Here is a 24,716-nt window from a genome sequence, read left to right as displayed (position 1 = left end):
GAAGTCGCCCCTGGTTGGGTGCGACGGCGCACGCACGCGCGGATTCGCGGTGCGTCGCGCATCGTGCTGCCGCCGGGTCGGCGAGGCCGACTTCCATGATTCGATAACAGGGCGATCGGCGTGGCGCATCGTGTCGGACAGGCACGGGCGCGGCGTGCGGTCGCGTGATCGCGATTGATATCGCGAGTGTCGCGCAGTGATGTTCGTTGGCGTAGTTAGGTATCCAAAGTGAAATAGCGGAGCGTCGCGAGGCGAGCGGGAACGCGGAGGAATGCGTGTTCGCCTGCCGTCGCGTTCGTTGTTGCGTCATCCAGCACACATGAGAACCGAGGGAAGACAAGATGAACAAGTCGTTCAAGTCGATCTGGAACGAAGCATTGGGGGCCTGGGTTGCGGCTTCGGAGCTTGACCGTGCGCGCGGCAAGCGCGTTGCGTCGTCGAGCCGGGCACCGGAGCAGGCCGTGAACGGAGGGGCCGCGACCCACGCGGGCATGCCTTCGACCGTTTCGCCGCGGCGGCTGGCCATGCTGATGGCGTCCGTGTTTCTCGGGTTGTTTCAGACGAGCGTCCATGCGCAATATTCTCAGGACGGCGGTTCCGCAACCGGGGGCGTGAGTTCGATATCGATCGGCGTCGGGTCGATTGCCACCCAGGTGAACGCCACGGCGCTGGGCAACCTGTCGACGGCAGCGGGCGTTTCCTCGACCGCGCTGGGCCCGGGCGCGCACGCGATGGCCGACGGTTCGACGGCCGTCGGCATCAACTCGCAGGCGACCGGCGTGAACAGCGCGGCGCTCGGCGTGCAGGCGATCGGCAGCGGCGCTTACTCGGTTGCCATCGGCAATCTGTCGAGCGCGACCCAAAGCGGCTCGGTGGCGATGGGCAGCGGTGCAGCCGCGACCGGCGTGTCGGCGGTCGGGCTCGGCAACAATGCGCTGGCGTCCGGCCAGTATGCGGCCGCGCTCGGTCTCGGGGCGAGCGCGGTGGGGGCTCAAAGCGTCTCGCTCGGCTATGCGTCGAATGCAACCAATACGGGCTCGGTCGCGCTCGGCAACCAGTCGACGAGTTCGGGCGCGGCCGGCGTTGCGGTGGGCAGCGGCGCGCTGGCTTCCGGAAATTCCGCCGTGGCGATGGGCGTCAACAGCGGCGCGAAGGGCGGTACGTCGATCGCGATCGGCTGGGGCGGCATTGCAGGCGTGCCCGGATCGGGCACGCAGTCGCTCGGCACCAGTTCGATCGCGATGGGTTCGAAAACGACGGCCGGCGCCGACAATGCGATTGCGTTCGGCTTGAGCGCCAATGCGTCGGGCCTCAGTTCGGTCGCGATGGGCGTTCAGTCGAGCGCGACGCAGCAGTTCGGCGTGGCGCTCGGCAATCTCGCGCTCGCAACCGGCATATCGGCGACGGCGCTGGGCCCCGGCGCGACGGCGTCGGCCGTCAATGCGACGGCGATCGGCATCAACAGTGTCGCGGCGGCGGGTTCCACCGTGGCGCTGGGCGACAGCAACTCGGTTGCCGCCGCGGCAGGCGCGGGCTCGATTGCCGGCGGGTACGGCTCGAAGGTGCTGGGCGGCATCGGTGCGGTGGCGCTCGGGTTTGGCCAGACCGTCAGCGGCAACGGCGCGGTGGCAATCGGCGATCCGAGCACCGCGATCGGCACCGGCGCGGTGACGGCCGGTTCGAACAACACCGCGAACGGCGACGGCGCGGTGGCGATCGGCAACACGAACAATGCGCAGGGCACCGGCTCGATCGCGCTCGGCAATACGTCGACCGCGGCGGCAGCGGGCGCGGTGGCGTTCGGCGCGTCGGCGGTGGCGAACAATACGAACGACGTCGCGCTCGGCTCCGGGTCGGTGACGGCCGCGCCGAATCCGACCGCGACCGGCACCATCGGCGGCGTCACGTATACGTTCAACGGCGTCAACCCGACCAGCGTGGTCAGCGTCGGCGCGGCAGGCCGCGAGCGCCAGATCACCAACGTCGCCGCGGGGCGGATCAGTTCGTCGAGCACGGACGCGATCAACGGCTCGCAGCTCGATGCGACGAACCAGGCGGTGACTTCGCTGTCGACGTCGACGTTGTCGAGCATCACGTCGTTGTCGACGTCGACTTCGACGGGGATCAGCTCGTTGTCGACCGGCCTCAGCTCGACCAACAGTTCCGTGACATCGTTGTCGACGTCCACGTCGACCGGCCTGTCGTCGGCCAATAGTTCGATCACGTCGCTGTCGACGTCGACGTCGACGGGGATCAGCTCGCTGTCGACCGGTCTGAGTTCGACCAACAGCTCCGTGACATCGTTGTCGACGTCCACGTCCACCGGCCTGTCGTCGGCCAATAGCGCGATCACGTCGTTGTCGACTGGTCTGAGTTCGACCAACAGTTCCGTGACTTCGCTGTCGACGTCCACGTCCACCGGCCTGTCGTCGGCCAATAGCGCGATCACGTCGCTGTCGACGTCGACGTCGACGGGCATCAGCTCGCTGTCGACTGGTCTGAGTTCGACCAACAGCTCCGTGACTTCGCTGTCGACGTCCACGTCCACCGGCCTGTCGTCGGCCAATAGTTCGATCGCGTCGCTGTCGACGTCGACGTCGACGGGGATCAGCTCGCTGTCGACCGGTCTGAGTTCGACCAACAGCTCCGTGACTTCGCTGTCGACGTCCACGTCCACCGGCCTGTCGTCGGCCAATAGTTCGATCACGTCGTTGTCGACGTCGACGTCGACGGGCATCAGCTCGTTGTCGACCGGCCTGAGCTCGACGAACAGCACGGTCACGTCGCTGTCGACCTCGACATCGACGGGCATCAGCTCGCTGTCCACCGGCCTGAGCTCGACGAACAGCACGGTCACGTCGCTGTCGACCTCGACATCGACGGGCATCAGCTCGCTGTCCACCGGCCTGAGTTCGACGAACAGCACGGTGACGTCGCTGTCGACGTCGACGTCCACGGGCATCAGCTCGCTGTCCACCGGCCTGAGTTCGACGAACAGCACGGTGACGTCGCTGTCGACCTCGACGTCGACGGGCATCAGCTCGTTGTCGACCGGATTGAGCTCGACGAACAGCACGATCACGTCGCTGTCTAGCTCGACGTCGACCGGGCTCAGTTCGCTGTCGACGGGCGTGAGCTCGCTGTCGACCGGCCTGTCCAGCACCAACAGCAACCTGACATCGCTGTCCACCGCGACGTCGACGGGCATCGGTTCGTTGTCGACCGGCCTCAGCTCGATCGCGTCGAACAACAGCAATCTCGGCAACAGCACGGCCGGTGCGCTCGGCGGCGGCGCGACCTACAACCCGACGACCGGCACGATCTCGGCGCCGTCCTACGTGACGTACAACAGCGACGGTTCGACGACGGTCAACAACAACGTCGGTTCGGCGATCGACAACATCAACGCGAACGGCATCAAGTATTTCCACGCGAACTCGACCGCACCGGACAGCCAGGCGCTCGGCGTCGACAGCGTGGCGATCGGGCCGAATGCGATCTCGCGGGTGGACGGCGGCATCGCGCTCGGCTCGGGTTCGGTGGCCGATCGCCCGACCGTGCCGTCATCCGGGATCATGCGCAACGGCAGCGCGTCGATTCCGTTCGATACGACCGACCAGACGCTGCTCGGCGCGGTGTCGGTCGGCGATGCGACCGGCAAGACCTATCGCCAGATCACCAATGTCGCGGACGGCACGGGGCAACATGACGCGGTGACGGTGCGGCAGCTGACCGGCGCGTTGCAGTCGTTCGCGGTCACGCCCCAGAAGTACTTCCACGCGAATTCGACTGCGGCGGATTCGCTCGCGGTCGGCGCGGAATCGGTCGCGGTGGGGCCGACGACGGTCGTCAACGGCGATAACGGCGTGGGCATCGGCAACGGCGCGATCGTCGACCAGACCGCTCCTGGCGGCGTTGCAATCGGGCAGGCCGCGCATTCCGCGCAAGCCGACGCGATCGCGCTCGGCAGCGGCGCGACGGCGACCGGCGCGCAGTCCGTCGCGCAGGGCGCCAATGCGGCCGCGGTCAGCGTGGGCAGTGTCGCGCTCGGTTCCGGCGCGCGCGGCACGGCGACCGATGCGCTCGCGCTCGGGGCCGGGGCATCGGCGACGTTCGCGAACAGCGTGGCGCTCGGCGCGGGTTCGTTGACGACGGTCGGCGCACTGACGAACTACATCGCGTACGGCCTGACCAGCCCGCAATCGTCGGCAGGCGAGGTGAACGTCGGCAACCGGCAGATCACCGGTCTCGCCGCAGGGAAGAGCGGCACGGATGCGGTGAACGTGTCGCAGCTCGACTCGGTCGCGAATCAGCTGACGACGCTGATCGACCAGCGCACGGCGAACGGCTCGTATTCGACCAATCCGTCTGGCACGAACGTGGCGCCGGTGACGGCCGGCCCGAACTCGTCGGCGGGCGGCTCGGGCTCGGTGGCATCGGGCTCGAACAGCACGGCGGTCGGCAACGCGTCGACGGCGTCCGGCAACGGCTCGACCGCGATCGGCGTCGGCTCGACCGCGTCGGGCAACAATTCGGTTGCAGTCGGCGCCGGCAGCAACGACGGCGGCCGGTCGAACGTGGTCGCGGTCGGCTCGGCGGATTCGCCGCGGCAGGTCGCCAACGTCGCGGCGGGCACGCAGGGCACCGACGCGGTGAACGTCAATCAGCTGAATGCCGTATCGAACCAGTTCACGCAGTCGCTGAACACGGTCAACAACCAGCTCACGCAGATGCAGCAGCAGATCCAGCAGACCGATTCGATGGCGCGTGAGGGTATCGCCGCAACGGCCGCGATGGCGTCGATCCCGCACATGGATCGCGATTCGAACTTCGCGATGGGTGTCGGTACGGCGACGTTCCAGGGCCAGAAGGCCATGGCGGTCGGCATGCAGGCGCGCATCACGGAGAACCTGAAGGCGACGTTGAACGGCGGTTTCGCCGGCAGCCAGCGCGTCGTCGGCGCCGGCATGTTGTATCAGTGGAAGTGATCGAGCGCGCAGCGGTTCGCTCCGGCACGCGCTGCCGGAGCGAACCACACGGAACGCATGCGAATGCGGCTGCGCTGTCGCGTCGCCTTCGCTGCGCCCATCGCATTTTCGGAGTTATCAAGTGAAAAACCACCATCTTGCATTGCTGGCGTCCGTCGTTTCCCTGGCTGCGTGTTCGAGCGCATCGGGGCCGACGTACAACGCATACGAACTGCAACCGCGCGACGGCATCCGGACCTTCCGCGTCGACTGCCACGGCATCCTGTCGAGCGAGAAGACCTGCATGAAGGTCGCGACGCGCATGTGCGGCAGCGACGCCGTGCGCGTGGTCGATTCCGCGGCGCCGTTCCGCGAAGGCGCCGACCCGCGTTCGCTCGTGTTCCAGTGCGGCGCGCTCGTCGCACCGGCCCCGGCACCCGCGCCGGCCGCGCCCGTGGCCGCCGAGAAAGTCAGCCTGACGGGCGATGCGTACTTCGCGACCGACTCCGCCACGCTGACGCCCACCGCGCAGGCCGCGCTCGACACATTGCTGGATCATCAGGGCGACAAGCATTTCTCGCGTGTGGAGGTGACCGGCTATACCGACTCGACCGGCTCGGATGCGCACAATCTGTCGCTGTCGCGGCGTCGCGCCGAGGCCGTCGCATCGTATTTGCGCGAACATGGCCTGAAGGCGGATTCGTTTGCGGCGACGGGGCGCGGCGAAGCCGATCCGGCGGCCTCGAACGATACCGCAGAAGGGCGGGCGCGCAACCGCCGCGTGGAAATTTCGCTGCAGAAGTAACGACATGGCGATCGCACGCGTGGCCGTCGAAACCGGACGGCTCGCGTGCCGCTGCGCGCTTTGCCGGCCTGCGCGGTGGCGAGGATGGCGATCCCGTCATGGAAAACTGTATGAATATACAGTATAGTACCCGTCGAAATCGAGCCGCACAGGTGCGACCCTTGCGACACGTGCGCCGCGCGGGCGGGCATCCGCCGCAGCGTTCCGGCACCGTGAACTCTGGCCAACTCATTCAGACGGGCAGGCAAATTGTCATCCAGCAATCTGATCCGCATTCGCGGAGCACGTCAGCACAACCTCAAGAATATCGATCTCGACCTGCGCACCGGCGAAATGACGGTCGTCACCGGCCCGTCGGGCTCCGGCAAGTCGAGTCTCGTGTTCGACACGCTGTACGCGGAAGGCCAGCGGCGCTATGTCGAGACGTTCAGCGCGTACGCGCGGCAGTTCCTCGACCGGATGGACCGCCCGCAGGTCGAGCGCGTCGACGGCGTGCCGCCCGCGATCGCGATCGACCAGACCAACCCGGTGCGCAGTTCGCGCTCGACCGTCGGCACGATGACCGAGCTGAACGATCACCTGAAGCTGCTGTACGCGCGCGCGGCCGAGCTGTTCGACCGCAAGACGGCGCGGCGGGTGCGGCACGATACGCCGGAAACGATCCATGCGGAGCTCGTCGCGCGCACGCAGGCGGACGATCCGCGCGTCGTCGTCACGTTCCCGGTCGAGCTGCCGGACACGGTGACCGACGAAGAGGTCGCGCAGTGGCTGTCCGCGAGCGGCTATACGCGCGTGCAGGCGCAGCGCGAAGTCGCGTCGCCCACCGGGCCGCGCAAGGTGCTCGACGTGGTGGCCGATCGCTTCCGCGTGCAGCAGGCCGACAAGGTGCGTGTCGTCGAGGCGATCGAGGCGTCGCTGAAGCGCGGCGGCGGGCGCGTGAACGTCTACGTGCTCGCGCCGGAACCGGAAAACGCAGTCGGCGCGGCCGCGGAGCCGCAGGTGTGGCGCTTCTCCACCGGGCTTCATGATCCCGACAGCGACCTGCGCTACGCGGAGCCGCAGGCGGCGCTGTTCTCGTTCAACTCGGCCTACGGCGCGTGCGAAACCTGCCGCGGCTTCGGCCGCGTGATCGGCGTCGATCTCGGCCTGGTGATTCCCGATGCGCGCAAGACGCTGCGCGGCGGCGCGATCAAGCCGATGCAGACGCCCGCGTGGAAGGAGTGCCAGGACGACCTGATGCGCTATGCGGCGAAGGCCGATATCCGGCGCGATACGCCGTGGGCCGAGCTGACGGACGCCGAGCGCGACTGGGTCGTCAACGGTTCGCCGGACTGGAACGGCAAGTGGCAAAGCCAGTGGTACGGCGTGAAGCGCTTCTTCGGTTACCTCGAATCGAAAGCGTACAAGATGCATATCCGCGTGCTGCTGTCGAAATACCGCAGCTACACGCCGTGCGACGTGTGCGGCGGCGCGCGCCTGAAGACGGAATCGCTGCAATGGCGGCTCGGCTCGAAAGAGAATGCCGACGGCGTGCTCGCGCCGGCCGGCCGCTTCTTGCCGCGCGGCGTCGACTGGAGCCGTGCGCAGCTCGAAGCGCTGCCGGGCCTGACCGTGCACGACCTGATGCTGCTGCCGATCGAGCGCATCCGCCGCTTCTTCGACGAGGTCAGCCTGCCGAGCGCGTTGCTCGACGATGCGCTGAAGCTGCTGCTCGCCGAAGTGCGCACGCGCCTGAAATACCTGTGCGACGTGGGGCTCGGCTACCTGACGCTCGACCGGCAGAGCCGCACGCTGTCGGGCGGCGAGGTGCAGCGGATCAACCTGACGACGGCGCTCGGCACGTCGCTCACCAAAACCCTGTTCGTGCTCGACGAACCGAGCATCGGGCTGCATCCGCGCGATCTCACGCGGATCGTCGAGGCGATGCAGCGGCTGCGCGACGCGGGCAATACGCTGGTCGTCGTCGAGCACGATCCGTCGGTGATGCTCGCGGCCGACCGGCTGATCGACATGGGGCCCGGGCCGGGCGAGCGCGGCGGCACGATCGTCTACGACGGCACGCCGGGCGACATTCGTTCGGCGCACACGCTGACAGGCGAATATCTCGGCGGCCGCAAGCACGTCGCGCACGCGTCGAACTGGGCGCGCCGTCCGGTCGACGCGCATACGCCGCGCATCGTGCTCGACGGCGCGAGCGAACACAACCTGCGCGACGTGACGGTCGAGATTCCGCTGCAACGGCTCGTGTGCGTGACGGGCGTGTCCGGGTCCGGCAAGTCGACGCTGGTGCAGGACGTGCTCTATCCGGCGATGGCGCGGCACCACGGCAAGGCGACCGAGTCGCCGGGCGCGTACCGCAGCCTGACGGGCGCCGACCAGGTGGGCGACGTCGTATTCGTCGACCAGTCGCCGATCGGCAAGACCACGCGTTCGAACCCGGCGAGCTATGTCGGCGCGTTCGACGAGATTCGCAAGCTGTTCGCGAAGGCGCCGCTCGCGCTGCAACGCGGCTACGGCGCCGGCACGTTCAGCTTCAACTCGGGCGACGGCCGTTGCCCGACCTGCGGCGGCTCGGGCTTCGAGCACATCGAGATGCAGTTCCTGAGCGACGTGTACCTGCGTTGCCCGGACTGCGACGGCAGCCGCTACCGCGCCGAGATTCTCGAAGTGCGCATCGAGCGCGACGGCCGTGCGCTGAACATCGCCGACGTGCTCGACCTGACCGTCAGCGAAGCGGCCGCGTTCTTCGCGACCGACGCCGAGGTGCTGCGCGTGCTGCAGCCGATCGTCGATGTCGGGCTCGAATACGTGAAGCTCGGCCAGCCGGTGCCGACGCTGTCGGGCGGCGAAGCGCAGCGTCTGAAGCTGGCCGGCTTCCTCGCCGAATCCGCGGCGGCGGTCAACGGCCGCCGGGTCGTCACGGAAGAGGCGCGCGTCGCGCGTGCGAAGTTGTTCATGTTCGACGAGCCGACCACCGGGCTGCACTTCGACGACATCGCGAAGCTGATGCTGGCGTTCGGCAAGCTGCTCGCGGCCGGCCACTCGCTGATCGTGATCGAACACAACCTCGACGTGATCCGCGCGGCCGACTGGCTGATCGATCTCGGCCCGGAAGGCGGCGACGGCGGCGGCCTCGTGCTGTGCGCGGGCACGCCCGACGACGTGAAGGCCTGCGCCGAATCGCATACTGGCGTGGCGCTGCTGCAATACGACCGCGCGATGGATACCGACGCGGCGCTCGCCGACGAAGGCGTGCCGTTGCAGGCCGTGCTGAACGCGGCGCGCGAGCGGCGTGCGATCGAAGGCGAGGACGTCGTGCGGATCGTCAACGCGCGCGAGCACAACCTGAAGGCGCTCGACGTCGACATCCCGCACGGCAAGTTCAACGTGATCACCGGCGTGTCCGGTTCCGGCAAGTCGACGCTCGCGTTCGACATCCTGTTCCACGAGGGCCAGCGCCGCTACCTCGAATCGCTGAATGCCTATGCGCGCTCGATCGTGCAGCCGGCCGGGCGCCCCGAAGTCGACGCGGTGTACGGCATTCCGCCGACGGTGGCGATCGAGCAGCGGCTGTCGCGCGGCGGCCGCAAGAGCACGGTCGCGACGACGTCCGAAGTCTGGCACTTCCTGCGGCTGCTGTATGTGAAGCTCGGCCTGCAGCATTGCATCCACGACGGCACGCCGGTCACGTCGCAATCCGTCGAATCGATCGCCGCGCAGTTGCTGCGCGATCATCGCGGCGAGCACGTCGGGCTGCTCGCGCCGCTCGTCGTCAACCGCAAGGGCGTGTACACGGATCTCGCGAAGTGGGCGAAGGCGCGCGGCAGTACGCATCTGCGCGTCGACGGCGAGTTCGTCACGGTCGATCCGTGGCCGAAGCTCGACCGCTTCCGCGAGCACACGATCGAGCTGCCGGTCGCCGATATCGTCGTGTCGCCGGACAACGAGGCCGAGTTGCGGCGCGTGCTCGACGAGACGCTCGAACTCGGCAAGGGCGTGATGCATCTGCTCGCGCCGCTCGACGGGCTGCACGATGCGATGCAGAACGATCATTCGACCGCGCGCGTCGGCGCGGTCAAGGTGCTGTCGGTCAAGCGTGCGTGCCCGGTGTGCGGCACGAGCTACCCGGAGCTGGACCCGCGGATGTTCTCGTACAACAGCAAGCACGGCTGGTGCACGACCTGCGTCGGCACCGGCGTCACGCTCACGCGCGAACAGCGTGCGGCGTACGACGACACGGTGCTTGCCGAGGACGGCCGCGGCCGCGAACAGACGCTGCCGTCGGACGAGCAGGAGCCGGAAGGCGTCGGCAACGAGCCGTGCCCGGATTGCGGCGGCACGCGGCTGAACCCGTCCGCGCGCGCGGTCACGTTCGATGCGCATCCGATCGTCGAGGTCGCGCAGTGGACGGTGTCGGACACGAGGCGCTGGATCGACGGGCTGGAACTTGCCGGGCGCGACGCGCAGATCGCGCGCGACATCGTCAGCGAGATCGGCAGCCGCCTCGCGTTTCTCGAGGAAGTCGGGCTCGGCTACCTGAGCCTCGACCGCGCGGCGCCGAGCCTGTCGGGCGGCGAAGCGCAGCGCATCCGGCTCGCCGCGCAGCTCGGCAGCAACCTGCAGGGCGTCTGCTACGTGCTCGACGAACCGACGATCGGCCTGCATCCGCGCGACAACCAGATCCTGCTGGACGCGCTGCGCAAGCTCGGCGACAAGGGCAATACGCTGGTCGTCGTCGAGCATGACGAGGACACGATCCGCCGCGCCGATCACATCATCGACATCGGCCCGGGCGCCGGCAAGCGCGGCGGCACGCTGGTCGCGCAGGGCGCGGTCGCGGATCTGGCCGCGCAGTCCGATTCGGTGACGGGGCGCCTGCTCGCGCAGCCGATGACGCATCCGTTGCAGCCGCGCCGCAGCGTGAGCCTGCCGGGTAAGAAGAGTGGGGCCGCGGTGCCGGAGGCCTGGCTGACCGTGCATGGCGCACGGCTGCACAACCTGCGCGACGTCACGGTCGGTATTCCGCTCGCGCGGCTCGTCGCGGTGACGGGTGTCAGCGGGTCGGGCAAGTCGACGCTCGCGCGCGACGTGCTGATGACGAACCTGCTCGACGCGGTCGGCCGCTCGGTGCTGTCGTCGCCGGCCACGCGGCGAGCGCGCAAGGCCGCGCAGCAGGACGCGCCGGCGGCCAACCGCCGCTCGAGCGTGCTTGCGCGCAGTGCACCGCGGCCGTCGCTGAACGTCACGCATGCGTGGCAGGGCTGCGAGTCGTTGAGCGGCTGGGAGCAGATCGATCGCGTGCTCGAAGTCGATCAAACACCGATCGGCAAGACGCCGCGTTCGTGCCCGGCCACCTACATCGGTGTGTGGGACACGATCCGCAAGCTGTTCGCGGACACGCTGGAAGCGCGTGCGCGCGGTTATACGGCGTCGCGTTTCTCGTTCAATACCGGCGACGGGCGCTGCCCCGCGTGCGAAGGGCAAGGCGTGCGTACCATCGGCATGAGCTTCCTGCCCGACGTGAAGGTGCCGTGCGACGTGTGCCACGGGCAGCGCTTCAACCCGGAGACGCTTGCCGTGACGTGGCGCGGCCGGAATATCGGCGACGTGCTGACGATGGAGATCGACGAGGCCGTGGCGTTTTTCGCGCCGATCTCGAACATCGCGCATCCGCTGCAGTTGATGAAGGATGTCGGCCTCGGCTACCTGACGCTCGGCCAGCCGTCGCCGACGTTGTCCGGCGGCGAGGCGCAGCGCATCAAGCTCGTCACCGAGCTGACGAAGGTGCGCGACGACATCACGCGGCGCGGCCAGAAGGCGCCGCACACGCTGTACGTGCTCGACGAACCGACGGTCGGCCTGCACATGGCGGACGTCGCGAAGCTGATTCGCGTGCTGCACCGGCTGGTCGATGCGGGGCATAGCGTCGTCGTGATCGAGCATGACCTCGACGTGATCGCGGAAGCCGACTGGATCATCGATCTCGGGCCGGAGGGTGGCGTGGGCGGCGGCACGATCGTCGCGGCGGCGCCGCCGGAAGCGCTTGTGAAGGTGAGCGCGAGCCATACGGGGCAGGCGCTGAAGCCGGTGCTCGCGCGCACGGCGGCGGACGACGGTGAAGCCGAGCGGCAGGGAGAAGCGCGGGTCGGTTGAATGCGGCGCTTCGAATGAGCGGCTCCGGTGTCTGGCGAGATACCGGAGCCGTTTTTAGGTCACAACGACATCGACGGATGCGCGCCGGGATACTGCTGCCGGCTCGGCATTTCGAACGTACTGCTCGCACGGATCCCGACCTGCCTGCTTGCCGTCACGAAGATGTCGATCGCCGGGAAGCGGGCCGGCCAATAGGTTTGGGCTATGGCCGGCAGAGTCAATCGATAGTTGTCGGCGTACGGGATTCCGCGTGTAATGCGCTGCGACACTGGACGATGCCAGCGAATCGATGGAGGAGCGACACGTGAAGATCGTAGTAGCCGTGAAAAGAGTGGTCGATTACAACGTGAAGGTCCGCGTGAAGTCGGACAACACGGGCGTCGACATCGCGAACGTGAAGATGTCGATGAACCCGTTCGACGAAATCGCCGTCGAAGAAGCCGTGCGCCTGAAGGAAGCGGGCGTCGCGACCGAAGTGATCGCCGTGTCGGTGGGCGTCACGCAGGCGCAGGAAACGCTGCGCACGGCGCTGGCGATCGGTGCGGATCGCGCGGTCCTCGTCGAGTCGAACGACAGCGTCGAGCCGCTGGCCGTCGCGAAGATCCTGAAGGCGCTGGTCGACAAGGAACAGCCGCAACTGGTGATCCTCGGCAAGCAGGCGATCGACGACGATTCGAACCAGACGGGCCAGATGCTGGCCGCGCTGGCCGGCCTGCCGCAAGCGACGTTCGCGTCGAAGGTGACGATCGCCGACGGCAAGGCCACGGTCGCACGTGAAGTCGACGGCGGCGCGGAAACGCTGTCGCTTCAACTGCCTGCCGTGGTCACCACGGACCTGCGCCTGAACGAGCCGCGCTACGTGACGCTGCCGAACATCATGAAGGCGAAGAAGAAGCCGCTGGAAATCGTGAAGCCGGAAGACCTGGGCGTGGATGTGACGCCGCGTCTGAAGACGCTGAAGGTGGTCGAGCCGCCGAAGCGTGCGGCCGGCGTGAAGGTGCCGGACGTGAAGACGCTGGTCGAGAAGCTGAAGACCGAAGCCAAGGTGCTGTAAGAGGGAGCGGATAGAAATGACGATTCTGGTGATTGCAGAGTACGACGCCCCGAAGGAAGCCCCCTTGGGGGGCAACGCGTCGATCAAGGCGGCGACGCTGAACACGGTGGCGGCGGCGGCCGAGGTTGGCAAATTCGTCGGCGGCGACATTCACGTGCTGGTCGCGGGCCACAACGCGCAAGCGGCGGCAGACGCGGCAGCGAAGATCGCGGGTGTTTCGAAGGTGCTGCTGGCCGACGCGCCGCAGCTCGAAGCAGGCCTGGCGGAAAACGTCGAAGCGACGGTAATGAACATCGCGAAGGACTACTCGCACATCCTCGCGCCGGCGACGGCCTACGGCAAGAATATCGCGCCGCGCATCGCCGCGAAGCTGGACGTCGCGCAGATCTCGGACATCACCGCTGTCGATAGTGCCGATACGTTCGAGCGCCCGATCTACGCCGGCAACGCGATCGCGACGGTGCAGTCGAGCGACCCGATCAAGGTCGTCACGGTGCGTGCGACGGGTTTCGATCCGGTTGCGGCCGAAGGCGGCAGCGCAGCGATCGAGAAGATCGAAGCGGCGGCCGACGCCGGCGTGTCGCAGTTCGTGAGCCGTGAAGTGACGAAGCTGGACCGTCCGGAACTCACCAGCGCGAAGATCATCGTGTCGGGCGGCCGCGGTCTGGGCAGCGGCGAGAACTTCGCGTTGGTGCTGGAGCCGCTGGCCGACAAGCTGAGCGCGGCACTGGGCGCATCGCGCGCGGCAGTCGACGCGGGCTACGTGCCGAACGACTACCAGGTCGGCCAGACCGGCAAGATCGTCGCGCCGCAGTTGTACATCGCGGTCGGCATCTCCGGTGCGATCCAGCACCTGGCCGGCATGAAGGATTCGAAGGTGATCGTCGCGATCAACAAGGATCCGGAAGCGCCGATCTTCAGCGTGGCCGACTACGGCCTCGTCGGCGATCTGTTCGCGCTCGTGCCGGAGCTGGGCGAAGCACTGCAGTGAGCTGCGCATCAGCCTCCTGTTCGTTTCTCTTACAGAAGATTGCCATGTCATCCGAAGCTGCCTTCTCCGCACAGTCTTATCTGTTTGTTCCCGGCAATCGGCCGGAGCGTTTTGCGAGTGCGCTGGCGAGTGGCGCCGACGCGGTCATCATCGATCTCGAGGATGCCGTGGAGCCCGCGGCCAAGGTCCATGCCCGGGAAATCGTGAAGACGTGGGTGTCGCGCGATCGACCGGTGCTTGTGCGGATCAACGGACGCGGTACGCCGTGGTTCGACGAGGATGCGAAACTCGTTGCGCTCGACGGCATCGCGGGCGTCGTCATTCCCAAAACGGAAGGCCTCGACGACATTGTCGAGGTCGTATCGGCGGCTAAACGCAAGGTTCCGGTTTTTCCGCTCATCGAAACGGCACGAGGGATGTGGTCGGCGATGGATATCGCGAAAGCGCCCTATGTGAAGCGCCTGATGTTCGGTACGCTGGATTTCATCGCGGAGATGGGCACCGACGACGATCACGAAGCGTTGAATCCGTACCGAGCGCAGCTTGCGCTGGTTTCGCGTGTCGCCGGGATCGAACCACCGGTCGACGGCGTCACGCCCGATATCCACGACACCGATCGGCTCGTGGCCGATACGCGGAACGGCAAGCGTCATGGCTTCGGCGCGAAGCTGTGCATCCATCCCGCGCAGATCGCGGCGGTACATGAGTGCTATAGCCCGAGCGCCCGCGATGTGGAGTGGGCGATGCGCGTGGTCGACGCGGTGTCGCGTGCGGACGGCGCCGCAACGACGGTCGATGGAAAGATGGTCGACCGCCCGGTTGTGTTGCGTGCGCAACAGGTTCTTGCCTCCGCGGCGCGCCGCAACGTGATGCCGGCCGCCTGACCCGGCTCCCGACGGCTGGTTTTCAGGCAGTCGCGGCTGTACGCCGAAGGATCTGAAAAGACGACAGGCAACTTCGACGAAGACGCCGGCCGCGAGCGTGAATCGCGGCCGGCGTTCTTCTTGCGCGACCTGCCACGCGGTCACGCGCCGGCTCGTTGCCGGCGCTCGAGTGCGAATGTCGAAGCTTCGTCGCGGTCGGTAGGTCGGCAATCAGGCTTGCGTGATGCCAGGGTTGACCGCTGCACCTTCTGCGTCGTTCGTGCCCGGTGCGACCTCTTCGAGTGCCTGTCGTCCGGTTTCCACGCGCAGCAGCCCGATCGCGACGCACAGGACGCCAAGGGTCGCGCTGACCATCGCGATCACGCCCGATACGCCGAATTGCTGGTACAGCGCCAGTGCCAGCGCCGGCGTGCCGATCGACGACATCCGCCCGCACATGCCGGCGACACCCGTGCCACGCAGACGGACTTCGGTCGGAAACAGTTCGGGAATGTAGCCGAACAGTCCGAGCGTGGTGATCGTGTAGATGGCGCTGACCAGGCAGAATCCGACCAGGATGATCGCCGTCGTATCGCGCAGCGACACGTAGAGCCAGCCGAGCGCGATGCTGAGAATCGATGCAATGACGATTCCCCTGGCGCGGCCGAGACGGTCTGCGATCAGGTAGCCGATCAGGCCGCCCACCGGCGAACCGATCGACATCAGGAACACGAACCCGAGCGATTTGACGACGGACAGCCCCTCCGCGACGAAAAACGTCGGCAACCATGCAATGAAGCCATAGAGGCCCACGTTGACGCCGATGGCGGTCAGCGCGGCGACGGCGGTGCGCCCGCGCATCCCCCGGGAAAAGAGCACGCCGAGCGGCACCTTGCCCACGTGGAGATCGATCGTGCGCCGCACCGGCGGCAGCTTGCCGACCTGTTTGCCGACCTCGAGCTCGATAGCCGAAAGCGTCGCTTCGGCTTCGTCGAGCCGGCCGACGGATTCGAGCCAGCGCGGCGATTCCGGCATCCGCTTGCGCATGAACCAGACGACCAGCGCGCCCGCGCCGGCCAGCGCGAACATGTAGCGCCAGCCGAGATGCGGAATGATCCAGTACCCTGCCGCCAGCGCGGCGAAGAGTCCGCTGTTGGTGATGATCGCGAGCAGGGAGACCCATTTGCCGCGCGTCTCGGGCGGCACGAATTCGGCCAGCGTGCCGGCCGCGACCACCAGTTCCGCGCCGAGACCGATACCCATGATGAAGCGCAGGACGATCAGCCACTCGATGTCGGGTGCGAAGCATGCGGCGATCGACGCGAGCCCGAACACCGCAAGATTGAGCTGGTACGAGTATCGGCGGCCGAGCCGGTCGCCGACGTAACCGGCAACGAACGCGCCGATCATCATGCCGACGAACGTCGACGACACGAACATCGCACCATGCCGCAGATCGGTGAATCCTTCCTTGACCATGGCTGCGACCGAGCCATTGGCGAGGTAGATGTCGAATGCGTCGAGGAATGCGCCGCCCCCGATTAGTCCTAGGATCTTCCAGTGGAACCTTGAAATCGGCAGCCGATCGAGCCGGCCGGCGGCATTGACGGTATGGGCCATGATGTCTCCAGTTGTGTGTGGGGCGCTCTCGTGTCGATGGGCAGACGCGGAGACGCTTCGATTGGTAGGTGGCGGGCGCGCTTCGATCAGCGCGGAAGGGGCCGGTCAGACGGCACCGGATGCGTGCAACGTGTGAATCTGTTCGTCGGTATGGCCGAGTTCGCGCAGGACGGCATCGGTATGCTGGCCGAGCGCCGGTACCGGATCCATGCGCGGGTGGTCCGCTGGTCCGACACCCGGCGGCAAAAGAGCGGGAATCTCGCCGGCAGGCGTCTCGATCCGGGTCCATCGATGCCGGGCGGCGAGCTGCTCATGCTTCCAGACGGCATGCATGTCGTTCATCCGCGCGTTCGCGATACCGGCTTCCTCCAGCCGGTCGATCACGTCGGCGGCCGTCAGGGTCGAGAACGCGCGAGTGATGACGGCAGCGAGCTCGTCGCGATTCGCGACGCGGCGGCTGTTCGAGCCGAAGCGTTCGTCCGTTGCCAGTGCGGGCATGCCGATCACGGTATCGCAGAAGCTTTTCCATTCGCGCTCGTTCTGCAGGCCCAGCATCACGGTGTTGCCGTCGCCCGCCTTGAACGGACCGTACGGAAAGATCGTCGCGTGCGATGCGCCGGCTTGCCGCGGCGGCGACTGGCCGTCGATCGCGTAATAGAGCGGATAGCTCATCCACTCGGCCATGCTTTCGAGCATCGACACGTCGATGTGCCGGCCTCGCCCGGTGCGCCCGCGTTCGATGAGCGCGGCGAGGATGTTCGTATAGCCGTACATGCCTGCCGCGATGTCGGCAATCGAACAGCCTGCCTTGGCCGGCTCGCCGTCGGCGCCGGTGATGCTCAGGAATCCGGATTCGCTCTGGATCAGCAGGTCGTACGCCTTCTTGTCGCGGAACGGGCCGTCGAGCCCATACCCCGAGATATCGCAGACGATCAACCGCGGATAGCGTTCGCGCAGCGTGTCGTAGTCGAGCCCCAGGCGCCGCGTCGCGCCGGGTGCGAGGTTCTGCACGAACACGTCGGCATCCGCCAGCAGTTCGTGCACGATCTCGAGCGCCGCGGGCTGCTTGACGTCGAGCGTGATGCTTTCCTTCGAACGGTTGGTCCACACGAAGTGGGAGGCCAGCCCCGAGACTCTTTCGTCGTAGTTTCGCGCGAAATCGCCAACCCCCGGCCGTTCGACCTTGATCACGCGCGCGCCGAGATCCGCGAGCTGGCGCGTGCAGAACGGCGCGGCGATGGCGTGCTCGAACGTGACGACCTTGATGCCTTCAAGTGGGCGCATGTCGGGCACTCCTGGTCAGAACGAACGCGGCAGGCCGAGGATATGCTCGGCGACATACGACAGGATCAGGTTCGTCGAGATCGGCGCGACCTGGTACAGGCGCGTCTCGCGGAACTTGCGCTCGACGTCGTATTCGCATGCGAAGCCGAAGCCGCCGTGAAACTGCAGGCAGGCATTGGCCGCTTCCCACGACGCATCGGCCGCGAGCAGCTTCGCCATGTTCGCCTGCGCGCCGCACGGCTCGTGCGCGTCGAACCGGCGCGCGGCCTCGAAACGCATCAGGCTGGCGGCCTCGACGTTGACGAACGAGCGGGCGATCGGAAACTGCACGCCCTGGTTCTGGCCGATCGGGCGGCCGAACACGACGCGATCCTTCACGTACTGCGACACCTTGTCGACGAACCAGTAGCCGTCGCCGATGCATTCGGCCGCGATCAGCGTGCGCTCGGCGTTCAGTCCGTCGAGGATGTACCGGAAGCCCTGGCCTTCCTCGCCGATCAGGTTCTCCGCGGGGATTTCGAGGTTGTCGAAGAACAGCTCGTTCGTCTCGTGGTTGACCATGTTCGGGATCGGCCGGACCGTCATCCCGTTGCCGATCGCGTGATGGAGGTCGACGATGAAGATCGACATGCCTTCCGACTTCTTCTTCACGTCCGACAACGGTGTCGTGCGGGCGAGCAGGATCATCAGGTCGGAGTGCTGGACGCGCGAGATCCAGACCTTCTGGCCATTGATCACGTAGCGGTCGCCGTTGCGTACCGCTGTCGTCTTGATCTTCGTCGTGTCGGTGCCGGTGGTCGGTTCGGTCACGCCCATCGACTGCAGGCGCAGCGCGCCGCTCGCGATCTTCGGCAGATACCGCTGCTTCTGCTCGGCCGAACCGTGGCGCAGCAGCGTGCCCATGTTGTACATCTGGCCGTGACACGCGCCGGAGTTGCCGCCCGCGCGGTTGATTTCCTCCATGATGACCGATGCTTCGGTCAGACCGAGGCCGGAGCCGCCGTATTCCTGCGGAATCAGCGCGGCGAGCCAGCCGGCTTTCGTCAGTGCGTCGACGAACGCTTCGGGATAGCCGCGTTCTTCGTCGATCTTGCGGAAGTATTCCGCGGAAAACTCGCCGCACAGGTCGCGAACGGCTTCACGGATGTCTTGGTAAGCGTCAGTATGGTGGTTCATCACGGGTATCGGGATAATCGTCGGGAAGGGTCACGCGAGGGTCGCGCGGGCGGACATGGTCAGCCAGCCTTCGTGGTCCTTCGCCCAGAGTTCGACGGTCGTGCCGTCGTTGGCAACGCGACCGCACACGCTGAACGTGTTGCCCAGGAACGTCGGCCGCACCGCGCGGTATGCGTATTCGCGAACGGTCGCGCCGGGCAGCGAGCGCGCCGCGAGGTCGAGCAGCAGCGTCGAGATCAGCGGCCCGTGCACGACGAGGTCCGGATAGCCTTCGACGTCGCGCGCGTAGGTCCGGTCGTAGTGAATGCGATGGCCATTGAACGTCAGCGCGGAGTAGCGAAACAGCAGCACCTCGTCCGGCGTGATGTCGCGTTGCCATTGCGCATGATCGGGCGCGGCCTGCGGCGCGGGCGCGGCGGCGCCGGGTGCGGCCGCGCCGCGATAGACGATGTCGTGTTCTTCGCGGATCGCAACCGCGCCGGCGGACTCGATCACGTGTTCGACCGTGACGAAGCCGAGCGTGCCGCTGCGGCCTTCCTTGCGTTCGATCGACAGCACGCGCGACGTGCGCGTCGCGATCGCGCCGATCGTCAGCGGGCGTTCGAACGTCAGCCGGCCGCCGGCCCACATGCGCCGCGGCAGCCCGAGGTCCGGCAGGAAGCCGCCCTTGCGCGGATGGCCGTCCGGGCCGAGCTCGGCCTGCTGCGCGATCGACCAGAAATACAGCCAGTGCCATGCGGGCAGCAGCGCATCGCCGGCCGCGGGAACGATCGGATGGTCGAGCGTGGCCGCGAAGGCGACGGCACGTTCGGCGCTGATCAGGTCGGTCGCGACCTGTTTGACATCGTCGCTGGGATGCGACCGGGGAGCATTCACTGTCACCTCCATCGCCGGGCAGGCCGGCTGTTTTTACTAGGCCAGAGGCGACTGTATGGGAAGCGCAAGCGCAGCGGAAATACCGTTTGAATGTGCCGGTCATAGGGGTATCCTATGACTTTCGCGTCGCCCGAACCGCCATGGACATTCGCCAGCTCCGTTACTTTGTCAGCATCGTCGAATACGGGAGCCTCGGGAAGGCGGCCGAAAAATTGTTCGTCGCGCAACCGTCGCTGAGCCAGCAAATCGCGAAGCTCGAAGACGACATCGGCGTCACGCTGCTGGTGCGTAGCCCCCAGGGCGTCAAACCGACCGCGGCGGGGCAAGCGCTCTACCGGCATGCGCGGCTCGTGCTCCATCAGATGGAGCAACTGCGTCAGGAAGTGCGGGAAGGCGCGGGCAGCGAGTCGGGCACCGTCGCAGTGGGCTTTCCGACGACGATGACATCGATCCTCGCGGTTCCGTTGTTCGAACGCGTGAGGGAACGTTATCCGGGCATCCGGCTGCAGTACGTCGAAAGCATGAGTGGGTTCATCAACGAGTTGCTGGCGAACGGGCGGCTCGATCTCGCGATCCTGTTCCGCGAGTCGAACACGACGGGGATTACCGCGATGCCGCTGTTCGACGAAGTGCTGCATCTGCTCGGCGAGCCGGGCGGCGCCGTGGCGCCGCGTGCGCGCACCTGCAGCCTGGCATCGCTCGCCGGCGTGCCGCTGGTTGCGCCCGGCGTGCAGAACGGGCTGCGCTTGCTGCTCGAGCGCACGTTTGCCCGCGAAGAGGTGCCGCTCAACATCATTGCCGATGTCGATTCGCTGCCGACGCTGATATCGCTCGCGCAGTCGGGCATGGCGTGCACGATCCTGCCCGCGTCGGCGATGGCGCTGCGCGACCCGTCGAACCGGCCGAAAATGCGCCGGATCGTCGATCCGGAGATCCGGCGGCCCGCGAGCCTGTGCTGGTCGACCACGTCGCCCGTGAATTCTGCCGCGCTGGCCGTGCGGCAAACGATCGTCGAGTTGATCGGCGAATTGGCCGCGAGCGGAACGTGGACCGGCATCACGCTGCGCGCGAACGATTCCTCGCCGTCATGACGCGCGGCACGCGCCGGCTCATTCCGCGAGCCAGTGCGCGGACGGCCAGTCTCCGTGTTCGACCGACGCGCGCATCACGTCGACGAGTCGCGCGGTGACGGCTCGCACGGCCGCCGCGATCCTGCGCGTATTCGGCAATGCCAGCACGATCGTGCGCTGAAGCCCCGGATCGGACAGCGGCGCCGCCCGCAGTTCTTCACGCGCAACATCCTCCGTGACCGCGATGCCGGGCAGAATCGTGAAGCCGTGTCCGCGCGCGACGAGATTTTTCTGCACGCTCATCGCATTCGTTTCCGCGACGACGTTCAGCGTTGCCCCGCTTCCCGGGCGCGCCTGTTCCAGCATGTTGCGAATGCCGTGCGGCGCGCTCGGCAGGATCATCGGCCATGCGGCGATGTCCGCGAGCGCGAGCGGCCGGTCGGGCGAGAGCGGCGACGATGGCGGCCCGACCACGCACAGGCTCTCGCCGAGTAGCGGCTGTACCTGAATGGTCGGGGCGGCTTTCGGGTTGTACAGCAACGTCGCGTCGATTTCGCCGGATTCGAGCCATTCGCGCAAATGTCCCGCATAGCCGACCGAGATCCGCAGGCTGACCGCCGGATGCCGGGCCTTCACCTCGGTCAGCAGCGGTCCGGCCAGCAAATCCGCGGTGCTCGGCAGCAGGCCGATCGTCACGACGCCGGAAATCCGTGCGTCCGACGGCTGGATTTCCGCCCGCGCGCGATCGAGTTCGAGCAGCGCGCGCCGCGCATGCCCGGCGAGAATCTCGCCGGATTCCGTCAGTTCCATCCCGTATCGACCGCGCTCGAACAGCGCGATCCCGACGTCTTCCTCGAGCAGCTTCAGCTGGCGCGACACGGCAGGCTGAACGATGTGCAGCACGTCGGCCGCACGCGTGACGCTGCCGGTTTCCGCGACCGCCAGCAGCGCGCGCAGTTGCTTGATGTCCATGCCGAATTGTGATCCAAGTATCAGAAAACTCTATTTCTAGATGGGAGTAATTGCATTTTATGATTTCTGAAACAACTTTGTGAAGGAGCGTATCCGATGAGCACAGCAACGGGACACGAGCCGGCGTGGCAGGCGTCCGTCTTTTCGGTCCTGAAGGCCGGCGGCGTCAGGCAGGTTGCCTATGTGCCGGACGCCGGGCATACCGAGGTGATCCGTCGCGCCATCGCGGACGACGAGATCGAGGCGATTGCATTGACCACCGAGGAAGAGGGGGTGGCGCTCACGAGCGGTGCATGGCTCGGCGGCCAGCGCGCGGCGCTGCTGATGCAGAGCAGCGGCGTGGGCAACTGCGTGAACATGTTCTCGCTGTTGCGCAGTTGCAATTTTCCGTTCTTCACCGTCGTCACGATGCGCGGCGAATTCGCGGAATTCAATCCGTGGCAGGGCCCGATGGGCAAGACGACGCAGGCCGCGCTCGAGCTGATGGGCATCACGGTGATGCGCGCGGATCGCCCGGAGGACGTGGAGGAAATCGTCGGTGCGGGGTTCGACGCCGCATTCGAAGCCGGCGAGCAGGTTGCCGTGCTGTTGTCGCAGAGCCTGATCGGTCGCAAGAAGTGGGAGCGGAAATAATGAGCGTGCAAGACAACAAGACGATCGATCGCCGTGCGTTCGTGAAGAACCTGCTGGCCGGCACACCGGACGCGCTCGTCGTCAGCGGCCTCGGCTCGGCATCGTACGACGTATTCGCGGCCGGCGATCGTGCCGGCAACTTCTATCTGTGGGGCGCGATGGGCGGCGCGGCCGCCCTCGGCCTGGGCCTCGCGTTGGCGCAGCCGGCGAAGCCGGTCGTTGTGGTCACCGGCGATGGCGAGCAGCTGATGGGCATCGGGGCGCTGGGCACGATCGGCGCGAAACAGCCGAAGAACCTGGCGATTGTCGTTCTCGACAACGGCCACTACGGCGAAACCGGCATGCAGCAGAGCCATTCGAGCCTCGGCACGGATCTCGTCGCGGTCGCGAAGGGTTTCGGCGTGGCCGACGCGTTCGCGGTTCGAGACGAGCGCGACTACGTGCAGATCGTCGAGCGCGTGAAGGCACGCAGCGGGCCGGTGTTCGCGCAGGTTCACATCCGCGCGGACGAGCCGCCGCGCGCGCTCCCGCCACGAGACGGCGTCTACATCAAGAACCGCTTCCGCGAAGCGCTCGGCTACGCGCCGTTCTGAGCGCGATTCACGCGCCGCCGCCCGGCGCATCTCGTCGAATGGCGGCGCAATCCGTTCCGGGATCGCTGGATGAACGCATCCGGCATCGATCCCGGGAGATCCACCCCGATGTCAGCGAGCCGGTCATGCAACGCTACCTTCACTATATCGACGGCGAACGGCGCGAGCCCGAGGGCCGCCAATGGTTCGACACCGAGAATCCGTTTACCGGCCAGCCATGGGCTGAAATCGCGCGCGGTAACGAAGCCGACGCCGAGCTCGCGGTACGTGCCGCGCATCGTGCGTTTGTCGGCGGCGAATGGCGCGAAATGTCCGCGACCGCGCGTGGCCAGTTGCTCTGCCGGCTCGCGGATCGCATCGCCGAGGAGGCCGAGCGTCTCGCCGCGATCGAGGTGCGCGACAACGGCAAGCTGTACGCGGAAATGCGCGGCCAGCTTGCGTACCTGCCGCAGTGGTATCGCTATTACGGCGGCCTCTCGGACAAGATCCAGGGCGACGCGATCCCGCTCGACAAGAAGGGCTATTTCAATTTCACGCGGCGCGAGCCGCTCGGCGTGGTCGCGATCATCACGCCGTGGAATTCGCCGCTGATGCTGCTCGCGTGGAAGCTCGCGCCCGCGCTCGCGGCCGGCTGCACCGCGGTGATCAAGCCGTCCGAGTTCACGTCCGCATCGACGCTCGAATTCGTCGAGCTGCTGCATGAAGTCGGCTTTCCGCGCGGCGTCGTCAACGTCGTGACCGGCTTCGGAAACGAAGTCGGCAGCGCACTCGTCGCCCATCCGCTGGTCCGCAAGGTGACGTTCACCGGCGCCGATTCGACCGGGCGCCGCATCAATGAACAGGCCGCGCGCGATTTCAAGCATGTGAGCCTCGAGCTCGGCGGCAAATCGCCGAACATCGTGTTCGACGACGCGAATCTCGACGATGCCGTAAATGGCGCCGTGTCGGGCATTTTCGGGGCGACCGGCCAGACCTGCATCGCGGGCTCGCGGCTGCTCGTGCAGTCGAAGGTTCATGACGAGGTCGTCGAACGCGTGGTGGCGCTGGCGCGCACCGCGCGGATGGGCAATCCGATGGACGCGGGCACGCAGGTCGGCCCCGTCACGACGCGGCCGCAGTACGACAAGGTGCTGAACTATATCGACGTCGCGCGCAACGAGGGCGCACACCTCGCGCTCGGCGGCCATGCGGCCACGCACGCCGAGTGCGGCGACGGCTGGTTCGTCGAGCCGACGATCTTCACCGGCGTGCACAACGGCATGCGCATCGCGCAGGAAGAGGTCTTCGGGCCGGTGCTGTCCGTGATCCGCTTCGATACGGAGGAGGAGGCGGTCGCGATCGCCAACGACGTGCGCTTCGGGCTGGGCGCGGGCGTGTGGACGAGCGATATCGGTCGCGTGTTCCGGATGGCCGAGCGCATCGAGTCGGGCACCGTGTGGGTGAACACGTATCGTGCGGTGAGCTTCATGTCGCCGTTCGGCGGGTACAAGGATTCGGGGCTCGGGCGCGAGAACGGCATCGACGCGATCGACGAGTATCTGCAAACCAAAAGCGTCTGGATCAACACGGGCGCACCGACCGGGAATCCGTTCGTGATGCGTTGACCGACCGGCGGGCGCGATCGCACGCGCTCGTCACGCCAGCAGAGGAGATTCCGAC

Annotated in this window: 15 protein-coding genes; 10 read left to right on the top strand and 5 right to left on the bottom strand. The window is 66.9% G+C overall.

The window, feature by feature from the left end; all coding sequences use genetic code 11:
- The first annotated feature begins 341 nt into the window (after positions 1-341).
- From JYG32_RS36380 to JYG32_RS36355, 6 genes are all read left to right on the top strand, one after another.
- Positions 342-4,988, top strand: coding sequence for a YadA-like family protein (locus tag JYG32_RS36380; protein ID WP_213267609.1), 4,647 nt, complete (start codon positions 342-344; stop codon positions 4,986-4,988).
- Positions 4,989-5,109: 121 nt separating this feature from the next.
- Positions 5,110-5,772 (top strand): OmpA family protein, encoded by a 663-nt coding sequence (locus tag JYG32_RS36375; protein ID WP_213267608.1) that lies wholly within the window; start codon positions 5,110-5,112, stop codon positions 5,770-5,772.
- A 249-nt stretch (positions 5,773-6,021) separates the two neighbouring features.
- On the top strand, positions 6,022-11,925 hold the full coding sequence (gene uvrA, locus JYG32_RS36370) for an excinuclease ABC subunit UvrA (RefSeq protein WP_213267607.1): 5,904 nt from the start codon (positions 6,022-6,024) through the stop codon (positions 11,923-11,925).
- 304 nt (positions 11,926-12,229) lie between these two features.
- Positions 12,230-12,979: an electron transfer flavoprotein subunit beta/FixA family protein gene (locus tag JYG32_RS36365; protein WP_213267606.1), complete on the top strand. Its 750-nt coding sequence runs from the start codon at positions 12,230-12,232 to the stop codon at positions 12,977-12,979.
- Positions 12,980-12,995: 16 nt separating this feature from the next.
- On the top strand, positions 12,996-13,970 hold the full coding sequence (locus tag JYG32_RS36360; RefSeq protein ID WP_213267605.1) for an electron transfer flavoprotein subunit alpha/FixB family protein: 975 nt from the start codon (positions 12,996-12,998) through the stop codon (positions 13,968-13,970).
- 44 nt (positions 13,971-14,014) lie between these two features.
- Positions 14,015-14,854: an HpcH/HpaI aldolase/citrate lyase family protein gene (locus JYG32_RS36355; protein WP_213268311.1), complete on the top strand. Its 840-nt coding sequence runs from the start codon at positions 14,015-14,017 to the stop codon at positions 14,852-14,854.
- Positions 14,855-15,064: 210 nt separating this feature from the next.
- Here JYG32_RS36355 and JYG32_RS36350 read toward each other — a convergent pair whose 3' ends face one another.
- The 4 genes from JYG32_RS36350 to JYG32_RS36335 all read right to left on the bottom strand — a co-directional run bounded on the left by JYG32_RS36350 (position 15,065) and on the right by JYG32_RS36335 (position 19,789).
- A complete protein-coding gene (locus JYG32_RS36350) occupies positions 15,065-16,453 on the bottom strand; it encodes an MFS transporter (protein WP_213267604.1) in 1,389 nt (462 codons plus the stop codon).
- 105 nt (positions 16,454-16,558) lie between these two features.
- Positions 16,559-17,737, bottom strand: a complete 1,179-nt coding sequence (locus JYG32_RS36345; protein WP_213267603.1) for a CaiB/BaiF CoA transferase family protein — start codon at positions 17,735-17,737, stop codon at positions 16,559-16,561.
- 15 nt (positions 17,738-17,752) lie between these two features.
- Positions 17,753-18,913: an acyl-CoA dehydrogenase family protein gene (locus JYG32_RS36340; protein ID WP_213267602.1), complete on the bottom strand. Its 1,161-nt coding sequence runs from the start codon at positions 18,911-18,913 to the stop codon at positions 17,753-17,755.
- A 30-nt stretch (positions 18,914-18,943) separates the two neighbouring features.
- Positions 18,944-19,789 carry an FAS1-like dehydratase domain-containing protein gene (locus JYG32_RS36335; protein WP_249744903.1) on the bottom strand — a complete coding sequence of 282 codons (846 nt, stop codon included), beginning with the start codon at positions 19,787-19,789 and terminating at the stop codon, positions 18,944-18,946.
- A gap of 140 nt (positions 19,790-19,929) precedes the next feature.
- Between JYG32_RS36335 and JYG32_RS36330 the strand changes: the two genes are divergently transcribed.
- On the top strand, positions 19,930-20,880 hold the full coding sequence (locus JYG32_RS36330; protein ID WP_213267600.1) for a LysR substrate-binding domain-containing protein: 951 nt from the start codon (positions 19,930-19,932) through the stop codon (positions 20,878-20,880).
- Positions 20,881-20,898: 18 nt separating this feature from the next.
- Here JYG32_RS36330 and JYG32_RS36325 read toward each other — a convergent pair whose 3' ends face one another.
- Positions 20,899-21,831, bottom strand: a complete 933-nt coding sequence (locus JYG32_RS36325) for a LysR family transcriptional regulator (RefSeq protein WP_213267599.1) — start codon at positions 21,829-21,831, stop codon at positions 20,899-20,901.
- A gap of 96 nt (positions 21,832-21,927) precedes the next feature.
- Here JYG32_RS36325 and JYG32_RS36320 point away from each other — a divergent pair, with 96 nt between their 5' ends.
- The 3 genes from JYG32_RS36320 (at position 21,928) to JYG32_RS36310 (ending at position 24,661) form a co-directional block, all read left to right on the top strand.
- Entirely contained in the window at positions 21,928-22,464 is a 537-nt protein-coding gene (locus tag JYG32_RS36320) for a phosphonopyruvate decarboxylase (RefSeq protein ID WP_213267598.1), read from the top strand.
- Complete coding sequence (locus JYG32_RS36315; protein ID WP_213267597.1) at positions 22,464-23,057, top strand: thiamine pyrophosphate-dependent enzyme; 594 nt, start codon at positions 22,464-22,466, stop codon at positions 23,055-23,057. Before JYG32_RS36320 ends, JYG32_RS36315 begins: the two co-directional genes overlap by 1 nt.
- A 125-nt stretch (positions 23,058-23,182) precedes the next feature.
- Entirely contained in the window at positions 23,183-24,661 is a 1,479-nt protein-coding gene (locus JYG32_RS36310; RefSeq protein WP_213267596.1) for an aldehyde dehydrogenase, read from the top strand.
- Positions 24,662-24,716: the final 55 nt, after the last annotated feature.

The organism is Burkholderia pyrrocinia (genome assembly GCF_018417535.1).
GTDB lineage: Bacteria > Pseudomonadota > Gammaproteobacteria > Burkholderiales > Burkholderiaceae > Burkholderia > Burkholderia pyrrocinia_E.
This window is presented reverse-complemented; position numbering and strand designations above follow the sequence as displayed.